The following is a 16,977-nucleotide window of genomic DNA, read 5'->3' as shown; positions in this document are numbered from 1 at the left end:
TCGTCCGCGAAGAGCTGGACGCCTACAACGCGCGCATCTTCGAGGAGACCGGCGACCGCAACAGCGAGCGCAGCGTATGGCAATACTTTGCCGTACTCCCCGACATCAAGAGCGTCGGCGTCATGGGTGACGAGCGGACCTACGCCTACCCCATCATCCTGCGAGCCGTGGAATCGAGCGACGCAATGACCGCCGACTGGGCGAAACTGCCGTACGAGGTGCTAGGACGGATTTCTGGTCGCATTGTGGCCGAAGTACCAGGAGTGAACCGGGTCGCGTACGACATCACGAGCAAGCCCCCCGCGACGGTGGAGTGGGAATAATCCAACGCATTTTTTACCCCTCTGAACACAAGTGCAAACCGCTGTTCCGCGCGGTTGCTTGGCCCTGAGATGTATTCCGTGCTTGCAGATTCTATAAGGGTCGACATGATTGAGTTTTACGACATGGCACAAGACGAAGGTGTTCCGCTGAAGCAGATTGGCGTCCCGTTAACGCTCGATGAAGCAATCGAGCTGCTACGACGCGTTTACGGGTTATAGGATGCATGCCATGGCAGACAACGATGAGCTAAATAAGCGAAAGCTACAGACGCTTCCTAACTGACCACTAGAGTAAGCGAGGCACTGCCAGCTCGAGAGCGTGATCGCGTACGGCCGCAATGATCCTCGTGCTGGGGACGACGGTCATTTCTTCACACTTGAACTTTGCGCACACGCAGTCCTGCTTCGTCATGCCAGACAGAGCGGGCGAGCATTTCGAGCCTCCTCTCCGCGATGGCGGAGTACCGGTTCTTGGCGCGCCAATAGGCGCGCGGCGACCGCGTGCCTCGCACCGTGCGTTGTGCGCGCCGCGTACAATAGAAAACAGAATTTGACGCTTCAATACGAAAGCGTCAAGCCCATGGAAAATCTCCTTGCTATGCTGTGCCTCAATAGAGGCGAACCGTGTTATGAGGAGGGCGCATCGAGTTTTCGGGCGTTTTCCTAAGATGGTTTGCACGTATTCGAGGGGAAGGGGCTCTTATGTTCTTCTACGAACCACTTTCGGCGACGGCTCTGGTAAGCGTGGTCATCTACCTGGTGTTCCTTATAGGGATGAACGAGCTTTCCCGCCTGAACAAGTGGATCGGCGCGGCCATGTTCGTCGCGCTACCCATCGTGTTAACGGTGTTCGTGTGGCCAAACACCGCCGTCGAGGGCACAGGCGCGGGCACATGGTTCCAGTGGGTGAAAACGTACTCATGCTTGGCGGGTGCCATTCTAGGATGGCTTATCGTGTACTTCCCGGCGTTCCAGAAGAAGTACCTCGTATGCATCCCGCCCATCATCTTCGCCATCAACATTCTGGAGGCGTGCATCCGTGACTTCCAGCTGGCGGGCGTGACGGGCATGGTGGACGGCTACATGGTGGTTGGTGGGCCGTGGAACGTTATTAACGGCGTGGCGGGCATCCTGAACGCGCTGTGCATCTGCGGATTTTTCGGCATCATCGTGAGCAACAAAAAGAAGAAGGACTACATATGGCCTGATCAAATGTGGTTCTGGGTCATCGGGTACGACCTGTGGAACTTCGCGTACACCTACAACAGCGTGTCGGATCGCTCCATGTACTGCGGCCTGGTCCTGCTGCTCGCCTGCACTATCCCGGCATTCTTCATCAAGCGCGGTGCCTATGCGCAGCATCGCGTGCGCACGTTGGCCGTCAACATGATCATCACCATGACGGTGCCGTGGTTCTTCCTGCATCCGATGTTCGTGGTGCATTCCACCAACAATCCTGCCGCGCACCTGGTTATTTCCGTGATCGCGCTCGTGTTCAACGCGTGCGTGGCGGTGTATCAGGTACGCACCATGTTGGTGAAGAAGCGCAATCCCTTCAAGCATGAGCTGTTCATCGATAGCCCGCGGTACCGCAGCGTCTACCTTGATAACATCGACGTTCCCGAGGGCGAGCGCGAAGCAGCTCTAGCGAACTTGGAAGAGTTCGGCTACGTTGCGGCGTGGGATGACAAGGGCCGTGTGGACACGATGGTGACGCGCCCTTAGCTTGCAACCATGCGATTGGCGGCATGCGCACCGTGCGCGGCAAGCCTTGATGCGCCCCGCAAGCCGTGCGACCCGGGCGCCACTCGATCCAAGGAGGTAACCTATGGGTATCCTGTACCAAGCAAGCGACCCTACGGTGTGGGCCATCTGGCTGTTCGTGCTGTTCGCTCTGATGGCGTTCAACGAATTGGGACGCACGAGCGCATGGGGCGGCGTGGCGTTGTTCATCGTCGCGCCCATCGTGCTGACCGTGTTCGTATGGCCCTACACCGCCACACCTGGCAACGAATACGGCACGGGCAACTGGTTCAACTGGGCGAAGACGTATTCCGCCCTAGCCGGATGTGTGGGCTTTATGGCGCTTAGATTCGTGAGGTGGCGCGGCGCCAACGGCCAGACGCATTACCTGTACGAAAAGCGCTGGGCGCTCTGTTTCCCGCCGCTCATCTTAGCTGTCAACATCGCTGAGGCCGTGGTGCGCGACGTGCAGATGTTCAGTTTCGGGCTGTGGGATGGCGCCGTGGTCGACCACGTGTGGATGATCTCCGGTCCGTGGAACATCATGAACGCGGTGGCCGGCATCTTGAACATCGTCACTATCTGCGGCTGGTTCGGCATCTTCATTTCAAAAGACAAGTCGAGGGACATGATCTGGCCCGACATGATTTGGATGTGGATTATCGCCTACGATCTGTGGAACTTCGCTTACACCTACAACTGCATGTCCGACCATTCCACGTACACAGGCTTGGCGCTGCTGATCGCCTGCACCATCCCCACGTTTTTCACGAAGCGCGGCGCGTGGTTGCAGCATCGCGCGCAAACGCTAGGGCTGTACGCGATGTTCGCCATGGCGGTGCCGCAGTTCTACACGTTTGCGGAAATTCCCACCACGCACAACCCGGCTGCATTCTTCGCGGTAAGCTTGGTGACACTTGCCGCCAACGTGGCGCTTGCTGCCTACCAATTTCATCGGATTCGCGCGCGGCATCTTAACCCGCTGAAAGACGAGCTTTATACTGATACCAAGAGCTATCGGGAAGTCGTCGAGGAAAACCGCTAGGTCCGCGCGTCCAAGGTCCGTGTGCAAAACGGGGCGGCGACGCACGGCGGCATACGCGCGCAGCGGTTTCCCGAACGAATGAAGGAGCCGTCGTGTCCCTGCAGAACAGTGCCCCCATGCCGGGAGTCAACCCGCACCTGCCGCGTCCCGTCACGCGGCAGGTGCGCGAAAGTGCGCGGCTGGACGGCACGGCGGGCAACATCATGCTGGCCGCGCGTGAGCTGTACGAACGAGAAGGAGTGGCGGCCACCAGCTTGGCCTCCATTGCTCGCGAGGCCGGCGTGGCCCGCAGCCTGGTGTACTATTATTTCCCCAACAAGCAGGCCGTAACTGCTGCCGTGCTTGACGATTATCTGGAGGATCTGATCGAAAGCGTGTCCACCTGGAACGAGCTGCGCACGTTCGGCAACACGCCCTCCGAGCTAAAAAAGTGCGTGTCGGCGTTTCGCCGGGCGCTCTACACCACATCGGGCAAGCCGCGCCCTATGGCAGCCGTGCTGGAAGAGTTGGGCGTACGCGACGAATTCGCCACGCGGGCCGTGCGCGAGATCGTAGCGTGCATCCAGCGCTACATCGTGTCCGAATACACGGCGTACCGCACTGTCGAGATCCAGCTGGTGCCCGAAACGTTCGGAATGCTTTTGTTCGGCCTGGTGGGGATGATGAAAGCGAAGCCGGACATCACCGATGACGAACTGGCGCTCCTCATCATGCAAACGCTGCGTCTAAACATGCGAGTGATGGACCCACCCCCGTGGCCGGAACACCCCGCCGCTTCGGGATGAGAAGGGGCCGCCGCCCGAGCGCGATCAGACGGCTGGCATTATACGCCCCCGAGGGATGCGGACCGACAATCAGTAGCTCACTGCAACCGAGGGTTTTTCCTTTTTGACGGGAGTCCAGATACACCCTCCATCTTCTCTGCCAAGTGAAGCGGCGCAGGAAGGTTGACGTTCATATCGGATTTGACAAGTTAAAACATCGCCTCAAAGCACGCCGAACAGCTCGTCGATCGAGGCTTCATCTATCACGCGAGCTGTCCTCACGCTTGCATTGTCCAGCATGCCGTCAAGCTTCTCGTCCACCGATTTTTGGATGAGGTCGCCCGTGTCAATGCCGCGCAACTCGAAGAAGAGCAGCGGCTCACGGTCGAGTCGGTTACCAATGGCGTAGAGCACAGCAGCTACGTGCTTGCACATGGATGCCCAGTCCGGACAGCTGCAGTCGAAGTGTATCTCGGATGGGCACGGAAACAGGCCCGTCTCCTGATTGGCGAACAGCTCCCCCATCTCCTGCGGGAAGTCACCGTTCACCAGGGCCTCAAGATTCTCTATACGCCGACCACATTGCTTGAGGATACTGCGATAGCGCCCCTCGCTCACCACATCGATGGTAACCACCACGTAATACGGGCGCACCCTCGTACCCTGCACCTGCGCGACGATGCGCCCTCGCTCGATGGAAAGGTCGATGACGCTACCCGCCCGCACGTAGCTTCGCCCGCGCCCGATGCGGTTATCGTAGTCGGCATACGATTCAAGGTTTCGGCACCAGGCCGCACCCCACCAGGTGACAGCTATCTTGCGCCCCTGCACAATAACCGGGTCGAGCGCCTCGCGGTTATCGGCAGCTCGCTGTGCGCTTTTCGCCGCCTTCGCCTTCAGCTCTGCCGCCGAAGGCTGCGAATAATACTCCGGGGAATAGCCGGGAACATCGGGGCGACCTGCCGAAGTGCGTCTGCCGCGCCCCGAGCCGTATCCGCTGCCATACCTGCGCGCCATCAGCCTACCCCCTAATCCAACCTGATCAGATTCATGAGTTCGTCGTTATCCAACTTGGTTATCCAGCTTTCGCCGCTTGATGCACCGCCGCCTATGACATCGTCAGCAAGCTTGCTCTTGTCGGCGATAATCTGGGCTATGCGTCCCTCGATAGTGTCGTCCGCCATAAGCTTGTACACCATCACATCTCTGCTTTGCCCCAGGCGAAAAGCCCGGTCGGTCGCTTGGTTCTCAACCGCCGGGTTCCACCAGCGATCAAAGTGGATCACATGGTTCGCAGCGGTCAGGTTCAATCCCGTGCCGCCGGCCTTCAGCGAGAGCACCATATAGGGCACGTAGTCGTCCTCATCCTGGAAGCGTGCTACCAGCGCCGTACGCCGCTTCGGGGCAACGCTACCATGAACGACCAGCCCGCGCCGTCCAAACAGCTCGGCCAGAAAGTCATCCAGCGGGCCGCACATTTCCTTGAACTGAGTGAACACCAGCACGCGCTCCCGCTTGGCATAGATGGTCCCGCACAGCTCCTCAAGCAAGGCGAATTTGCCGCTATCCTTCTTCGCGAACGCCTCATCGCCCAGGTATTGGCTTGGATGGTTGCAAATCTGCTTGAGCTTCATGATGGTGGTTAACACCAGACCAGAGCGGGCGATGCCCTGCGCCTCTTCAATGGCACGCGCCAGCTCCGCCGTTACTTTGCGATACAGCACAACCTGCTTCTTCGACAGGGTCACATGCAGGTCGATCTCGTTTTTGCTTGGCAGGTCGCCCACGATGGACTTATCGGTCTTCAGGCGCCGCAAAATGAAAGGGCTCACTATATCGCGCAAGCGTGCATAGCCACGCGGCCGAGTTGCCAGGCCCCGGGAGAACGTTGCGAACTCGGTCTTCGTCCCCAAAAGTCCACTGTTCAGGAAGTCGAACAGCGACCAGAGATTCGACAGGTCGTTTTCGATAGGCGTGCCCGTCATGGCTATGCGGCAGCGCGACTCGATCTGCTTGATGGCTCGCGTCTGCTTGGCAGCCGGATTCTTGATGGCCTGCGCCTCGTCAAGCACCATCGCATCCCAAAATCGGCCTTGCACGCAGGCAAGCTTCGCCGCCATCGCGTAGCTGGTGATGGTAAGAAAAGCCGTTTCGTCAAACTCCTCTTCAAGCACCCTCCCTGGTCGCCCATGAAGCACCTGATAGGGCATGTCTGGTGCGAAACGAGCAAGTTCCTGTTGCCAATTCCCCAGGAGTGAGGCGGGAACCACGAGTAGCGCGCGCATTGCGGGAGTGGCAACGGCAGAGGAGTCCGTGGGAGCAGCCTTGGCGGACGCGGCCAAAGCCGCAGGACCCACGGCCTCCGCGCCAGCCGCGCAGGTTCGCAGATGCTCCAAGTATGCAATCACCTGCACCGTTTTTCCCAACCCCATGTCATCGGCCAGGCAGGCACCGAATCCCAACGCGGTCACGTAGTCGAGCCACGCGTAGCCGCTTTGCTGATAGTGGCGAAGGGTCGCCACGAACGACCCGGGCAACTCCGGTGGCTCCATCGACTGCGGACGCTGCATCCTGTCGCGCAAAGACCGCAGCCATTCGCCATTGCTCGTGCCCCAGTCCTCGTCTTCTGCGTCCTCCTCCACCGCAAGCGAGTGAGTACCCCTCAGCGCATCGAGGAGCGTCACTGCCCCGCCCTGTGCCTCATCGTACCTATCGAGCAATGCCTGCAGGCGACTGTGGTCAACCTCGACCCACTTACCCTTCAGTAGTGCCAGGCCCTCCGTCTGCGCCAGCAGCTCGGCCACCTCGGCACGGGTCAATTCAACGCCGTCCACCGCAAGCCGAGGACACAGGCCCACCAAGACGTCGACTCCCAGCCTACTTGGCGGCTTCTCGCCCGCCGACACCCCCAGCTGCACCTTCGAGCGATTGCCCTTATACCAATTGGGAATGCGGCAATAGATGCCCGCCTCCTCATACAGAGGCATCTCCCGCAAAAATGTATACGCTTCGCCAACCGTAAAGCGCAGTGCCGAGAACAACTCACCATCTTCGACAAGCTCCGAGATCAACGCACTTTTCGCCGCCGCACGCCCTAAGCAACCAAGCAGCTCAAGCAGCTTTTTCTGGTCGTCACGATACTCTGTGAGCGCATAGCGCAGCGGCAAATGCCGAACGGTCTTGCTCGACCCGTCCTCTGCATAGGTGGCATACGTTGCCATGAACGCGAAGGGACACTCCTCATCCTTTCGGTTCTCCACCAGGTGAAAGAAGATGCGCTCGGGAACACGTAGCTGCTGCGTTCGCTCGGTGAAGTACAGCTCGACGGTGCCCGACCAAGCCGCTATCTCCTCTACGAACAGCTCATTGAGCCGCGTGAACAGGGTTTGCAACCACGAGACATCGACGTGCTCGGAGCCTAAGCCGAACGGCCGCTGGCCTAAAAGGCGGTTGGCAACATCCGGCTCAAGTACGACCTCCACATCATCCCGGGCAAGCTCCAGCTCCGGCATGCTGGTCAGTTCACGGAAGAACGCCTCGCAAACGGCATGCAGAAAATGCAGAGATGGGTAGAACCAGGGTGCCGCCGGTGCAAAACCAAGGTAATACAGGGCCCGGTAGCGATCTTGCTCGAAAGCGCTCTGCGCAGCGGCCGCCTCCTCGCACAGTTCGCCCTCCACGACATCAAGCCGAAAGCCGTCCGATGTGAACAGCACGCCAAGCTTTCCTTGGGCAACCTTGTCCATATACCACCTTTCCCCTTTTCCTGCCAATTTAGCGCGAAGCGTCCCTCAAGGAAAGACCCTGAACAAAACGAACGAAAGAGATCGCAAGCGATTAAGACACGATAAGAGCCCATGCACCCACACGACTCTTCGATATTCAGCTGTTTACCCCAACCAATCCGCATCCACCGTGTACAATTCGTGTCTGAAGCTGGCATCTCTTACACGAAACGGAACCAACATGCACAACAAACTCACCACCTGGCAGGCAGCTTGCATCATCACGGGATACGGGGTGGGCAGCGGCATCATGACGCTCCCCTACCTCGTGGACCGCGCGGGACTTTTGCCCAGCTTGGCTATCATGCTGGCAGCCTTCTTCTTCAGCTACTGCATGCACATGATGCTGGCCGAGATCACCCTCGGCAGCGGCAAGGGGACCCAGGTCATCTCCGTGTTTCGCACATACCTGTTCCGTGGCAAACACGGCAACGTCTTCGTAGTGGCGCTGTTCGCGCTCACCACAGTCGTACTCATCACAAACCTCGCCGCCTACGTCGCGGGCGGTGCGGAGATATTCATCGCGGCCGGGCTTCCCCCGCTTGCAGCCCAGATCGCGTTCTACGTGATCGCCGCCGCCGTGGTGTTCTTCGGGCTGAAAGTGCTCGGCGTAAGCGAAGCCGCATCCGTCTCGGCCATCATCGTCATCGTGATCATCCTGGCCGTTGCGTCGCTGTTCAACTGGCACAACCCCCTGCCGTTCGGTGTCGTGGGGCAGCCTAACGAGATCCTCGCCTTCTTCGGCATGTCCATGTTCGCCTTCGTCGCCTTCTTCAGCGTGCCGCAAGCTGTCGAGGGGCTCGATCGCGACCCGGTGAAAGTGCGCCGCGCCATCCTCATCGGCCTCGGGCTCAACTTCCTGTTCGTGGTGGTGATCGTTGCATGCTCACTGGGCAGCTCGGCTCGCATCACGCAGCTGGCCATGATCGGCTGGTCGGAAGGCATCGGGCCGTGGGCTCAGGTGCTCGGATCGATATTCACCATACTTGCCATGCTCACCACGTACTGGTCCATCTCACTTGCGCTCTCGGACATCATCGAGGAGCAGACGAAGCTCAACCGCCGCATCTGCTGGCTTATCGCCACGCTCCCCTCGCTGCTGCTCGTGCTGCTGAACCTGGGCGGTTTCCTCGACATCATGCGCACGGCCGGCGGCCTCATCGCCATCCTTATGGCGTTTCTCGTCGTGCCCGCCTTCCGGCGCTGTCGACGCGCGAACGGGAAACTGCTGCTGCCGAATGCTTTGGCTAGCACCCCCATGCAGATAATCGTCCTGCTGGCGTTTTTGCTCATGGCCGTCGGCAGCGCCGTGAGCCTGTAAGGAACCGCAATGAAAACCATCTTTGAAAACGCCACGTTCCACACCATGGAAAGCGAATCCGACAAGCACGCTTCCATGACGGTCGAGGGCGACACCATCACCGGATTCGACGAAGACGTCGCGGCGTCGAACGCACGCAGAGTCGACTTGGGCGGCATGCACGTATTTCCCGCGCTCATCGATGCCCACTTGCACCTCCTGGACAGCATCGCCCTGGCGAGCATGGGAGAGCCCGTGTGTGAACTGGTCGACGGCGGCGTCGAGCCGCACAACCTCGCCGGCATCGAGCGGAAAATTCGTGCACTCGCCGAGCACGCTCAACCAAGCAGCCTGCTCATCTTCACAAACTACATCACCGCTGCAATGGACGAAGGTCGCCTGCCCAACCGCTTCGAGTTAGACGCATGGGGAAGCGGCGCACGTGTGTGGGTGCTCAACATCGACGGACACTCCAGCGCCTGCTCGTCGTCGCTGCTGGAAGCCCTAGAACTTGAGGGCATCGCCCCTGACGGCGTTCTTGCAGGACCCGCGCACGATGCCAACCTCGGCGCGTTCACCGACCACCTGGCAACCAGCATCACGCCCCGCGCGCTCGCACACGGCATCGCGCACGTCTGCAACGAATGTGCCCGCTTCGGCATCGGCACCGTATGCGCGCTTGAGGGCACCGACGACAGCGAGCGCGACCGCATGGCCGAGCTTACGGCGCTCATCGCCCAGCGACTCCCCCTTGACGCGCGCCTGTTTCCCCAGTACATGGACGAGAAGAAGCTGCAAGCTGTACAGGGTCGCATGAGAGCGCCACGCGTAGGCGGCTGCATGAAGTGGGAACTGGATGGCTCGGTGGGGTCGCGCACGGCAGCCTTCGTCCAACCCTACCTCGACGGCACGCAGGGCTCGCTCTACTTCGAGGATGGAGAACTCTCGAAAGCAACCGAGCATTTCGCAAACCGCGGCTTTATGGTGTCAGCCCATGCCATCGGGGATGCCGCTATCGACCAGCTTGTCGACATCTTCGAACAGGTTCCGGGGCGCCACCGCATCGACCACTGCGAATTCCCCTCTCCGCACGCCGTGGAGCGCATCTGCAAGCTGAAGCCCTTCGTCACCGTGCAGCCCGGCTATGCATGGATAGACCAGCGCTTCCTGCACGGCTACGAGCGCTACCTGAGCGCGCCCCAGATCGCAAGCCAGATACCCCTCGCACGCTTCGCCCAAGCCGACGTGCCCCTGTGCGGGTCGAGCGATTCGCCCGTGCAGTCGGTCGATCCGTTCCTGCAAATGCGCGGCATGCGCGAGTTCTCGGTGCAGGACCAGTCGCTCTCGGCATACGAAGCGCTCAAAACCTACACGGTCAACGGCGGTCAGATGCTCGGCGAGAAGAAGGGGTTGCTGCGCGAAGGCTGGGAAGCGAGCTTTTTCACCTGCGAAGAAAACCTGCTCGACATCGAGTCTGCCGCTTTGGACGGCATGTGCGCACAGGTTCTCTGGCTACGCGGCAAGCGCTACCAACCGCTGCCGGATGGCCTGGGAGCCTTCGCCCGCCTGCTCGCCACCCGCCCGCGGAAGATTTAGACAACCGCCCCCTCCTAGCGAAACGATACGCATGGACAAACCGGTAGCCAAAACTCCGAAATATGCCATCGTGAACGGAGACGAGGCGACATTTGCCGAGCTTCTTCCCCACACCAACGGCGACACGACTATCGTCGTGTATACGGACGCTTCAGGGAAGCGCTTCTACGCCACGGAAGATGAGTGGTCGCACGGAGGCCGAGAATTCTCGACCAAGGCGGCTCGACAAGGTATCGTCACCTCGGAAAGCTCCACGAAAGACAAGATTACCCTCTTCAAGTTGCTGTTCGAAGGCCGCAAAGACGTATACGCCCATGGGCATCGCAGAAAAGGCGGCGGCATCGGGTACGCTCCGATGTGCAGCAACGAATGGAAACCGGGCGTCTGTCCAAAGAAAACAAACCTGAAAGCTCGATGTCCGGATTGCCCCCAACGCTCTTTCGCACCCTTAAGCGACAGCGCACTCGTAAGCCACTTCAAAGGTGAGCGATCGGACTTCAAAGACGTTGTCGGGCTGTACGTTCTCGGCAAGAATTGCAAGACCTCCGTGCTCGTCGCTGATTTCGACAAGGAGGGCTGGAAAAGCGAGATCGCCGCATACCAGCAAGCGTGCGAGGCCTCCAGCATCAACGTTGCGATAGAAAGATCTCGCTCAGGCAATGGCGGCCATGCATGGATTTTCTTTTCCGAACCTATCGATGCAGCACTTGCCAGAAATCTTGGCAGCACGCTCATCACAACCGCCACAAACACAACAGGGGCGCTTGGGTTCAGCGCCTACGACCGACTCTTCCCCGCGCAGTCCACGATTCCTGAAGGGAGCTTCGGCAATCTCATCGCGCTGCCCTTCCAAGGGCTGGCCCAAAAACAGGGCAACAGCACTCCTTCAACATGAATGCGGCGTTCTTTCCGCACCCACGGGCTTCGGAAAGACGGTCATCGGTGCCTATTTCATCGCCCAGCTGAAGGTGCGCACGCTTGTCATCGTTCCCGGAACCACGCTTCTCTCGCAATGGCAAGAGCGCCTGGAAGCATTTCTCTCCATCAATGAAGCGTTACCCGAGTTGCTCACAAAAACCGGCCGCAAAAGCCGCAAGAAGCGATCTCTCGTCGGTCAAATTGGCGGCGGCAAGAATGCGCCGAGCGGCATCGTGGACATCGCAACGTTTCAATCGCTACTGGAAAAGAGCGATCGAGCAGGGGTTCGCACGGCATCTCAATCTGAGGTTCACGAGAATTCGCCTAGAAGGCATCGAATCAGGATCGTCCTTCAATCAAATCCTCGACAAGCTCTGCGCCCACAACGCAAGAAACCAGCTCATCATCCGTGACACGACAGATGCGTTGCAGCAAGGACGAACACCGCTCGTGATCACCAAGCGTAAAGAACATGCCGCCCTTCTCGCACGCGAACTGGAGGCCAAAGGACACGTGGTCTTCCTCCTTACCGGAGATGGCACGCCGCAAGAGAAGAAGCAGCTGTACAGCGAGGCATACCTATCTCAATCGTCGTTGGCAAACCCCTGAACGAACAATATGCCCAACTGCTCGAAGATGATGTCGCAGCACTTCGCGAAATCGGTTGCGAGGTTTCCGTCTGCGAAGACAGAATATCCTCTTTGGCCGTCATCGACGACAGTACCGTTTGGTACGGCAGCATTCCCTTACTTGGGTTTCCAAAAAGCGACGATTGCAGTTTACGTTTCAAAAGCTGCGAGGTGGCGTTCGATCTCATGCAGAGCGCAAGCGCATTCCAGCCAAAGGCACCACCTGCATAACCCAGCGTCATAGCCCGGATAAAAGCAAGGTCTACGAACGTTGCCTCCCTAACAACCCGAACACTTCAGCAGCCGTCATACGCGGAATGGACAGACTCGTCAACGCAGTCTCGTCGTGCGAAACAAGAGCGAGAGCGTAGTCGATGCCGACGCCTTTAAACATCCCTCTTTGACACTTAGAAGGAAACAGGTATTCGAAAGCTATCTCAAATATGTTTGGGACTAATAACGCAGGTCATAACCCCCTCCCCCCGCCTCGTAAACTTCGGCGGTTACAAGGTTCGCGAACACGGCGAGGGCGAGAAAAGAGATCTGACCAGCAAGGAGGTTGAGGTACCCGCTCTTCTGGCAAGCAACCCTGGCCGACTTCCCGCATACATTTCTCGTTGACGCATCCCTGTATGCGAAAAATACCAAGCCGCGCCCGTGCACCTGTGTCAAAATGATCGCGAACCGCTTTCCCGCCCACCTGCACGCGAAACGAGAGCCGCCATGGACGAGCACGCCCAGAACGCTTCGAACGGCCAAGCCCCTGAGGAGCCCAACGTTTCGGCATCGGATCCGAACAAGCAAAACAAAAGCGCGAAAGAGTATGCGGAAACCTTCGGCAAAGCGGTCGACGTCGCCGAGAAGGTCCTGCGTTTCGCGCCGCTTCCCGTGGGAGTGAAGCGCGTCGCAACGCGCGCCATGCCCGCCGTGAAAAAAGTAGCGCAGATTGCGCCAACGGTTGCTCCCGTGATCGAGCCCTACGCCCGCAAGGCCGCCGAGCACGCCAAAGTCGTAGCACCCCACGTGGCGCGCGCAGCAAAGACCGGAGCGAAGAACGTCGCCTCGGGTGCGCAAACCGGCGCAAAGGCGTTGGCCGCTGGAACGCAAGCAGGTGCGAAAGCCGCCGCTTCGGGCGCAGCGAAAGCAGCGGAGCACGTGCGCGAAACAGCACCCAAACTAGGACACGCCGTAGCCGACGGAGCAAAGTCGGTAGCGGCCCGTGCGCGCGATGGTGTCCCCCAATTCGGCCGTACTGCCGCCGACAAAGCTTCGCATGTTGCAGACAGGATCACAAAAAAGCACCGCTCTTAATGCGGCACGCCGCGACTGCCAAGCTGTCCAGCAAGCGGTCTGCATCGACGAAGACGCCATTCATGGTAGAATTCATCCGAAATCGAACCGATGTTGCCGACTGCAAGTTCGGTCGCCCAAGACGAGCACGACATGCCCCGATGGAGGAACCATGATCAAGGAACTGGTGAAAGACGAAGACGCCCTCTCGCAACCCTGCGAAGCCGCCACTGCGGAAGATGCCCAGGTAGCGCAGGACCTGTTAGAAACGCTCACTTCGCTCGAAGGCGCGGCGTGCCTCGCAGCAAACCAGATCGGTGCCACAAAATGCATCGTCGCCTACCTGGACGACAACGACCAGCCCCACATCATGTACAACCCTCGGATGCTGCAAGCCCTAGGCGCGTTCAAGGCCGTCGAAGGCTGCCTCTCGCTGGAAGCCGAGTCCAAGGTGACGCGCTACGACCGCATCAAGGTAACGTACGAGGAATTGGCAGACGGCGCACTGCAGCCGCGCAAAAAAGAATTCACCGGCTGGACCGCCCAGATCATCCAACATATGATCGACCACTGCAAGGGCAAACTGGTCTAAACCGCAACCAGCCAGAAGACGGCGAGATCGTCTTCTGGCTCACCGGCTGCGACGAAGAAAAACCTGCCTGCCGACGCGCAGCAGACATCGCCCCCGGAGTGTTCTCAGAACATCGGTCAAAGCGGGCTTTCTTCTGATTCATTCATTTGCTGTCCCCTTTTCAGTACAGATAATAATACCTCCAACAGATATGCTGGCAAGCGAAAGCTCACAGCACGACTCGAGGAGAGACCATGAACAGCGCCGCCTTCGCCACGAAATCATGCAGTACCGCACCTACCCCCTCTTCGCGCCGTAGCAACACCCCAGACAATCCCGCCCACCCCGAAGGTCGGCGAGCGGACATCACGGTGATCGCAGGAGGCCTCAACCCGCAACGCCGGCGGCCGCTCCATGCGCGAGCGGAACAGACACAACCCGCCACCAGCCCCCAGCCTCTGACACACGCATCTCTCCATCGGAGCGCAAAAGGGGTCCCCTTCGGTCTGACCGAACGCGAATACGCCCTGGCATCTTGCTTCGGAGTTCTGTTTACCGCTGTCTCGTTTGCGGTAGCGATCCTCTAAAGTCCAATGTCAAACTTGCCTTCAAACCCAGAAAGACAACAAAGCAGGCGCAGCGTCCAACGCGCGTTGTGCACCCAATCGCCGAAAATTACCGTTTCTCATGCAGAAACCGCGAACACCCGACGACCTCGGCCAATCGGGCTGCCGCTAGCTTTATACTGGTGCCTTTGTTGACACGGCAGGCAACGAGCAAGGCGAAAGGCAAATCTCATGGGCGGATTTTTCGGTGCAGCATCAAAGCGAGACGTGGTGCTGGACGTGTTCTTCGGCGTGGACTATCACTCGCATCTGGGAACGCGACGTGCGGGCATGATCTTCCACGACACGGACGACGGCTTCCAGCGCGAGATCCACTCGATCGAGAACACGCCGTTCCGCACGCGCTTCGAAGACGACCTGCCCGGCTTCCATGGGTGCAGCGGCATCGGCTGCATCAGCGACACCGACCCGCAACCCCTGCTCGTACGCTCTCACTTGGGCACGTTCGGCATCACCACCGTAGGCGCCATTAACAACGCCGAGGCGCTCGTCGAGGCGAACTTCGCCAGCGGCGGTCGTCAGTTCATGGCCATGAGTTCGGGTGCCGTGAACACTACCGAGCTGGTGGCGGCCCTCATCAACCAAAAGGACACCTTCGTCGAAGGCATCAAGTTCGCCCAGAACGTCATCGAAGGCTCGCTCACGCTGCTTATCATGACCGACGGCGGCCAGATCATCGCGGCACGCGACAAGATGGGTCGCTTGCCGGTGCTTATCGGCAAGAACGACGAGGGCCACTGCATCTCTTTCGAGTCGTTTGCCTACCACAAACTCGACTACGACGACGAATACGAGCTGGGTCCGGGAGAGATCGTGCGCATCAGCGCCGATAGTTACGAAACTATCTCCCCCGCTGGAGCCGAGATGAAGATCTGCGCCTTTTTGTGGACCTACTACGGCTATCCGAACTCGAACTACGAAGGCATCAACGTCGAGGTCATGCGCTATCGCAACGGCGCCATCATGGCCCGCGACGAAGCGGCGCGGGGCACCGTGCCCGACGTCGACTATGTGGCCGGCGTGCCGGACTCGGGCGTGCCGCACGCTATCGGGTACTCCACAGAATGCAAGGCCCCCTTCGGCCGCCCCTTCATCAAGTACACCCCTACCTGGCCGCGCTCGTTCATGCCCACCAACCAAGACGTGCGCAATCGTGTCGCCAAGATGAAGCTGATCCCCGTGCCCGAGCTTATCCGCGACAAGAAGCTCATGTTCGTGGACGACTCCATCGTGCGCGGCACCCAGCTGCAAGGAACGGTGAACTACCTGCACGAATGCGGAGCCGCCGAGGTGCACATGCGCTCGGCCTGCCCACCTATCATGTACGGGTGCAAATACCTAAGCTTCTCCCGCAGCCGCTCCGAGATGGAACTCATAGCGCGTCGCGTGGTGCAGGACCTCGAAGGCGACGAGGGGCAGAAGCACCTCGACGAGTACGCCGACGGCTCGACCGAGCGCGGCAAGTGCATGTTGAAATCCATTTGCGAGACGATGGGCTTCGACTCGCTGGGCTACCAGACGCTCGAAGGCATGCTGGAAGCCATCGGCATCGATCGCGACAAAGTGTGTACCTACTGCTGGTCGGGCAAGGAATAACCCCAAGCACGCCGCATCGGCCGAACGTAATCGGAAACCCTCGAAGCCAAACAAGCCCCTGAGGCTGGATGCGGATTCGAGGGTTTCTCTTGTTTCAAAGCGAAAACAGGACGGCTGCGGCCAGGCAACTCGAACCGCAGTTCAAGCCAACCGCACAAGCAGCCCCTATGTTGACCGTCGCCGTAACGACAGGCTTGGCGGCATCCCGCACCGCCAAGCTCACCGCATGCGGCCGGTACTCAATCGACACGGTGCTGTAAACCGCCGCATGGCCCGAGCCGTTTTTGCCAGCGCTTCGATACTCAGCCGTCCACGAATAGGTACCCACAACGGATCCGGTCGCGACACGTATCTCACCGGTCTCGTTCTCGACGCCGCTGAAGGCGACGATCTCCTCTTCCCATTCGGCCCCTTCGCTGCTTCTAAGGAGAACCTTCATTCCCGTAAGGTCGCAGAAATGAGGCAGCTCACACGGGCGATCAGCACCGCACCTGCGCAATCTGTCTGCTGGGTAAAGCGGCGCTGGCTGAGTAAGAGCTCGGCTGCATGAGTGTGCGACCTAGGCTCTTGGAAACGCCAAGCTCCGCCTCATCGGTCATATCAAGGAAGCTTCCTTCACCCATTCAAGCGCCCTCCTCTGTATGCGCAAAAGAAGGAAGAAGCCAGCCCTCCCCCTCTTGCATAGAGCAGGGAAGAGAAACCTCCCTTTCCCTGCTCTCCTATGATTCTCGAGCAACCGACCCGAAGCCCGCGCTAATCGAGCGGAGTCTCCCGGCCGCCACGATAGCCCG

The 16,977-nt window shown here is 59.4% G+C and carries 14 protein-coding genes and 1 pseudogene; 11 read left to right on the top strand and 4 right to left on the bottom strand.

Translation table 11 applies throughout. From position 1 onward, the window contains the following. The 4 genes and pseudogenes from RR842_RS06115 to RR842_RS06100 all read left to right on the top strand — a co-directional run. Window positions 1-323, top strand: a pseudogene (locus tag RR842_RS06115) (GMP synthase (glutamine-hydrolyzing)); the annotation flags it as partial. Window positions 324-1,025: 702 nt separating this feature from the next. Then, entirely contained in the window at window positions 1,026-2,048 is a 1,023-nt protein-coding gene (locus RR842_RS06110) for a DUF5692 family protein (RefSeq protein ID WP_332514285.1), read from the top strand. A 103-nt stretch (window positions 2,049-2,151) separates the two neighbouring features. Then, a complete protein-coding gene (locus tag RR842_RS06105) occupies window positions 2,152-3,111 on the top strand; it encodes a DUF5692 family protein (RefSeq protein WP_332724038.1) in 960 nt (319 codons plus the stop codon). 92 nt (window positions 3,112-3,203) lie between these two features. Beyond that, on the top strand, window positions 3,204-3,896 hold the full coding sequence (locus RR842_RS06100) for a TetR/AcrR family transcriptional regulator (RefSeq protein WP_332514282.1): 693 nt from the start codon (window positions 3,204-3,206) through the stop codon (window positions 3,894-3,896). Between the two features lie 201 nt (window positions 3,897-4,097). Here RR842_RS06100 and RR842_RS06095 read toward each other — a convergent pair whose 3' ends face one another. Together RR842_RS06095 and RR842_RS06090 are read right to left on the bottom strand one after the other, a co-directional pair. Continuing rightward, complete coding sequence (locus RR842_RS06095) at window positions 4,098-4,892, bottom strand: SWIM zinc finger family protein (protein ID WP_332554286.1); 795 nt, start codon at window positions 4,890-4,892, stop codon at window positions 4,098-4,100. Between the two features lie 11 nt (window positions 4,893-4,903). Then, window positions 4,904-7,621 (bottom strand): DEAD/DEAH box helicase, encoded by a 2,718-nt coding sequence (locus RR842_RS06090; RefSeq protein WP_332729256.1) that lies wholly within the window; start codon window positions 7,619-7,621, stop codon window positions 4,904-4,906. 220 nt (window positions 7,622-7,841) lie between these two features. On the opposite strand from RR842_RS06090, the gene RR842_RS06085 reads away from it, so the two are divergent. The 4 genes from RR842_RS06085 to RR842_RS06070 all read left to right on the top strand — a co-directional run bounded on the left by RR842_RS06085 (window position 7,842) and on the right by RR842_RS06070 (window position 12,083). Continuing rightward, complete coding sequence (locus RR842_RS06085; RefSeq protein ID WP_332729254.1) at window positions 7,842-8,981, top strand: aromatic amino acid transport family protein; 1,140 nt, start codon at window positions 7,842-7,844, stop codon at window positions 8,979-8,981. Window positions 8,982-8,990: 9 nt separating this feature from the next. Continuing rightward, window positions 8,991-10,556, top strand: coding sequence for an amidohydrolase family protein (locus RR842_RS06080; RefSeq protein ID WP_332729253.1), 1,566 nt, complete (start codon window positions 8,991-8,993; stop codon window positions 10,554-10,556). Between the two features lie 31 nt (window positions 10,557-10,587). After that, window positions 10,588-11,451 (top strand): hypothetical protein, encoded by an 864-nt coding sequence (locus RR842_RS06075; RefSeq protein WP_332574533.1) that lies wholly within the window; start codon window positions 10,588-10,590, stop codon window positions 11,449-11,451. Window positions 11,452-11,534: 83 nt separating this feature from the next. Beyond that, complete coding sequence (locus RR842_RS06070) at window positions 11,535-12,083, top strand: hypothetical protein (RefSeq protein WP_332729251.1); 549 nt, start codon at window positions 11,535-11,537, stop codon at window positions 12,081-12,083. A 282-nt stretch (window positions 12,084-12,365) separates the two neighbouring features. On the opposite strand, the gene RR842_RS06065 is transcribed toward RR842_RS06070, so the two are convergent. Further along, on the bottom strand, window positions 12,366-12,497 hold the full coding sequence (locus RR842_RS06065) for a hypothetical protein (RefSeq protein ID WP_332521543.1): 132 nt from the start codon (window positions 12,495-12,497) through the stop codon (window positions 12,366-12,368). Between the two features lie 329 nt (window positions 12,498-12,826). Between RR842_RS06065 and RR842_RS06060 the strand changes: the two genes are divergently transcribed. The 3 genes from RR842_RS06060 to RR842_RS06050 all read left to right on the top strand — a co-directional run bounded on the left by RR842_RS06060 (window position 12,827) and on the right by RR842_RS06050 (window position 16,186). Continuing rightward, window positions 12,827-13,414 (top strand): hypothetical protein, encoded by a 588-nt coding sequence (locus tag RR842_RS06060; RefSeq protein ID WP_332729249.1) that lies wholly within the window; start codon window positions 12,827-12,829, stop codon window positions 13,412-13,414. A gap of 151 nt (window positions 13,415-13,565) precedes the next feature. Continuing rightward, window positions 13,566-13,985 carry a peptide deformylase gene (locus RR842_RS06055; RefSeq protein ID WP_332553315.1) on the top strand — a complete coding sequence of 140 codons (420 nt, stop codon included), beginning with the start codon at window positions 13,566-13,568 and terminating at the stop codon, window positions 13,983-13,985. Window positions 13,986-14,761: 776 nt separating this feature from the next. Then, on the top strand, window positions 14,762-16,186 hold the full coding sequence (locus RR842_RS06050; RefSeq protein ID WP_332513727.1) for an amidophosphoribosyltransferase: 1,425 nt from the start codon (window positions 14,762-14,764) through the stop codon (window positions 16,184-16,186). Window positions 16,187-16,280: 94 nt separating this feature from the next. On the opposite strand, the gene RR842_RS06045 is transcribed toward RR842_RS06050, so the two are convergent. Then, on the bottom strand, window positions 16,281-16,625 hold the full coding sequence (locus RR842_RS06045) for a hypothetical protein (RefSeq protein WP_332729247.1): 345 nt from the start codon (window positions 16,623-16,625) through the stop codon (window positions 16,281-16,283). Window positions 16,626-16,977 lie beyond the last annotated feature (352 nt).

It is taken from the genome of Gordonibacter sp. (assembly GCF_036667095.1).
Lineage (GTDB): Bacteria > Actinomycetota > Coriobacteriia > Coriobacteriales > Eggerthellaceae > Gordonibacter.
Note: the sequence above shows the minus strand (reverse complement) of the source record. Positions and strands in the feature narration are given on the sequence as shown.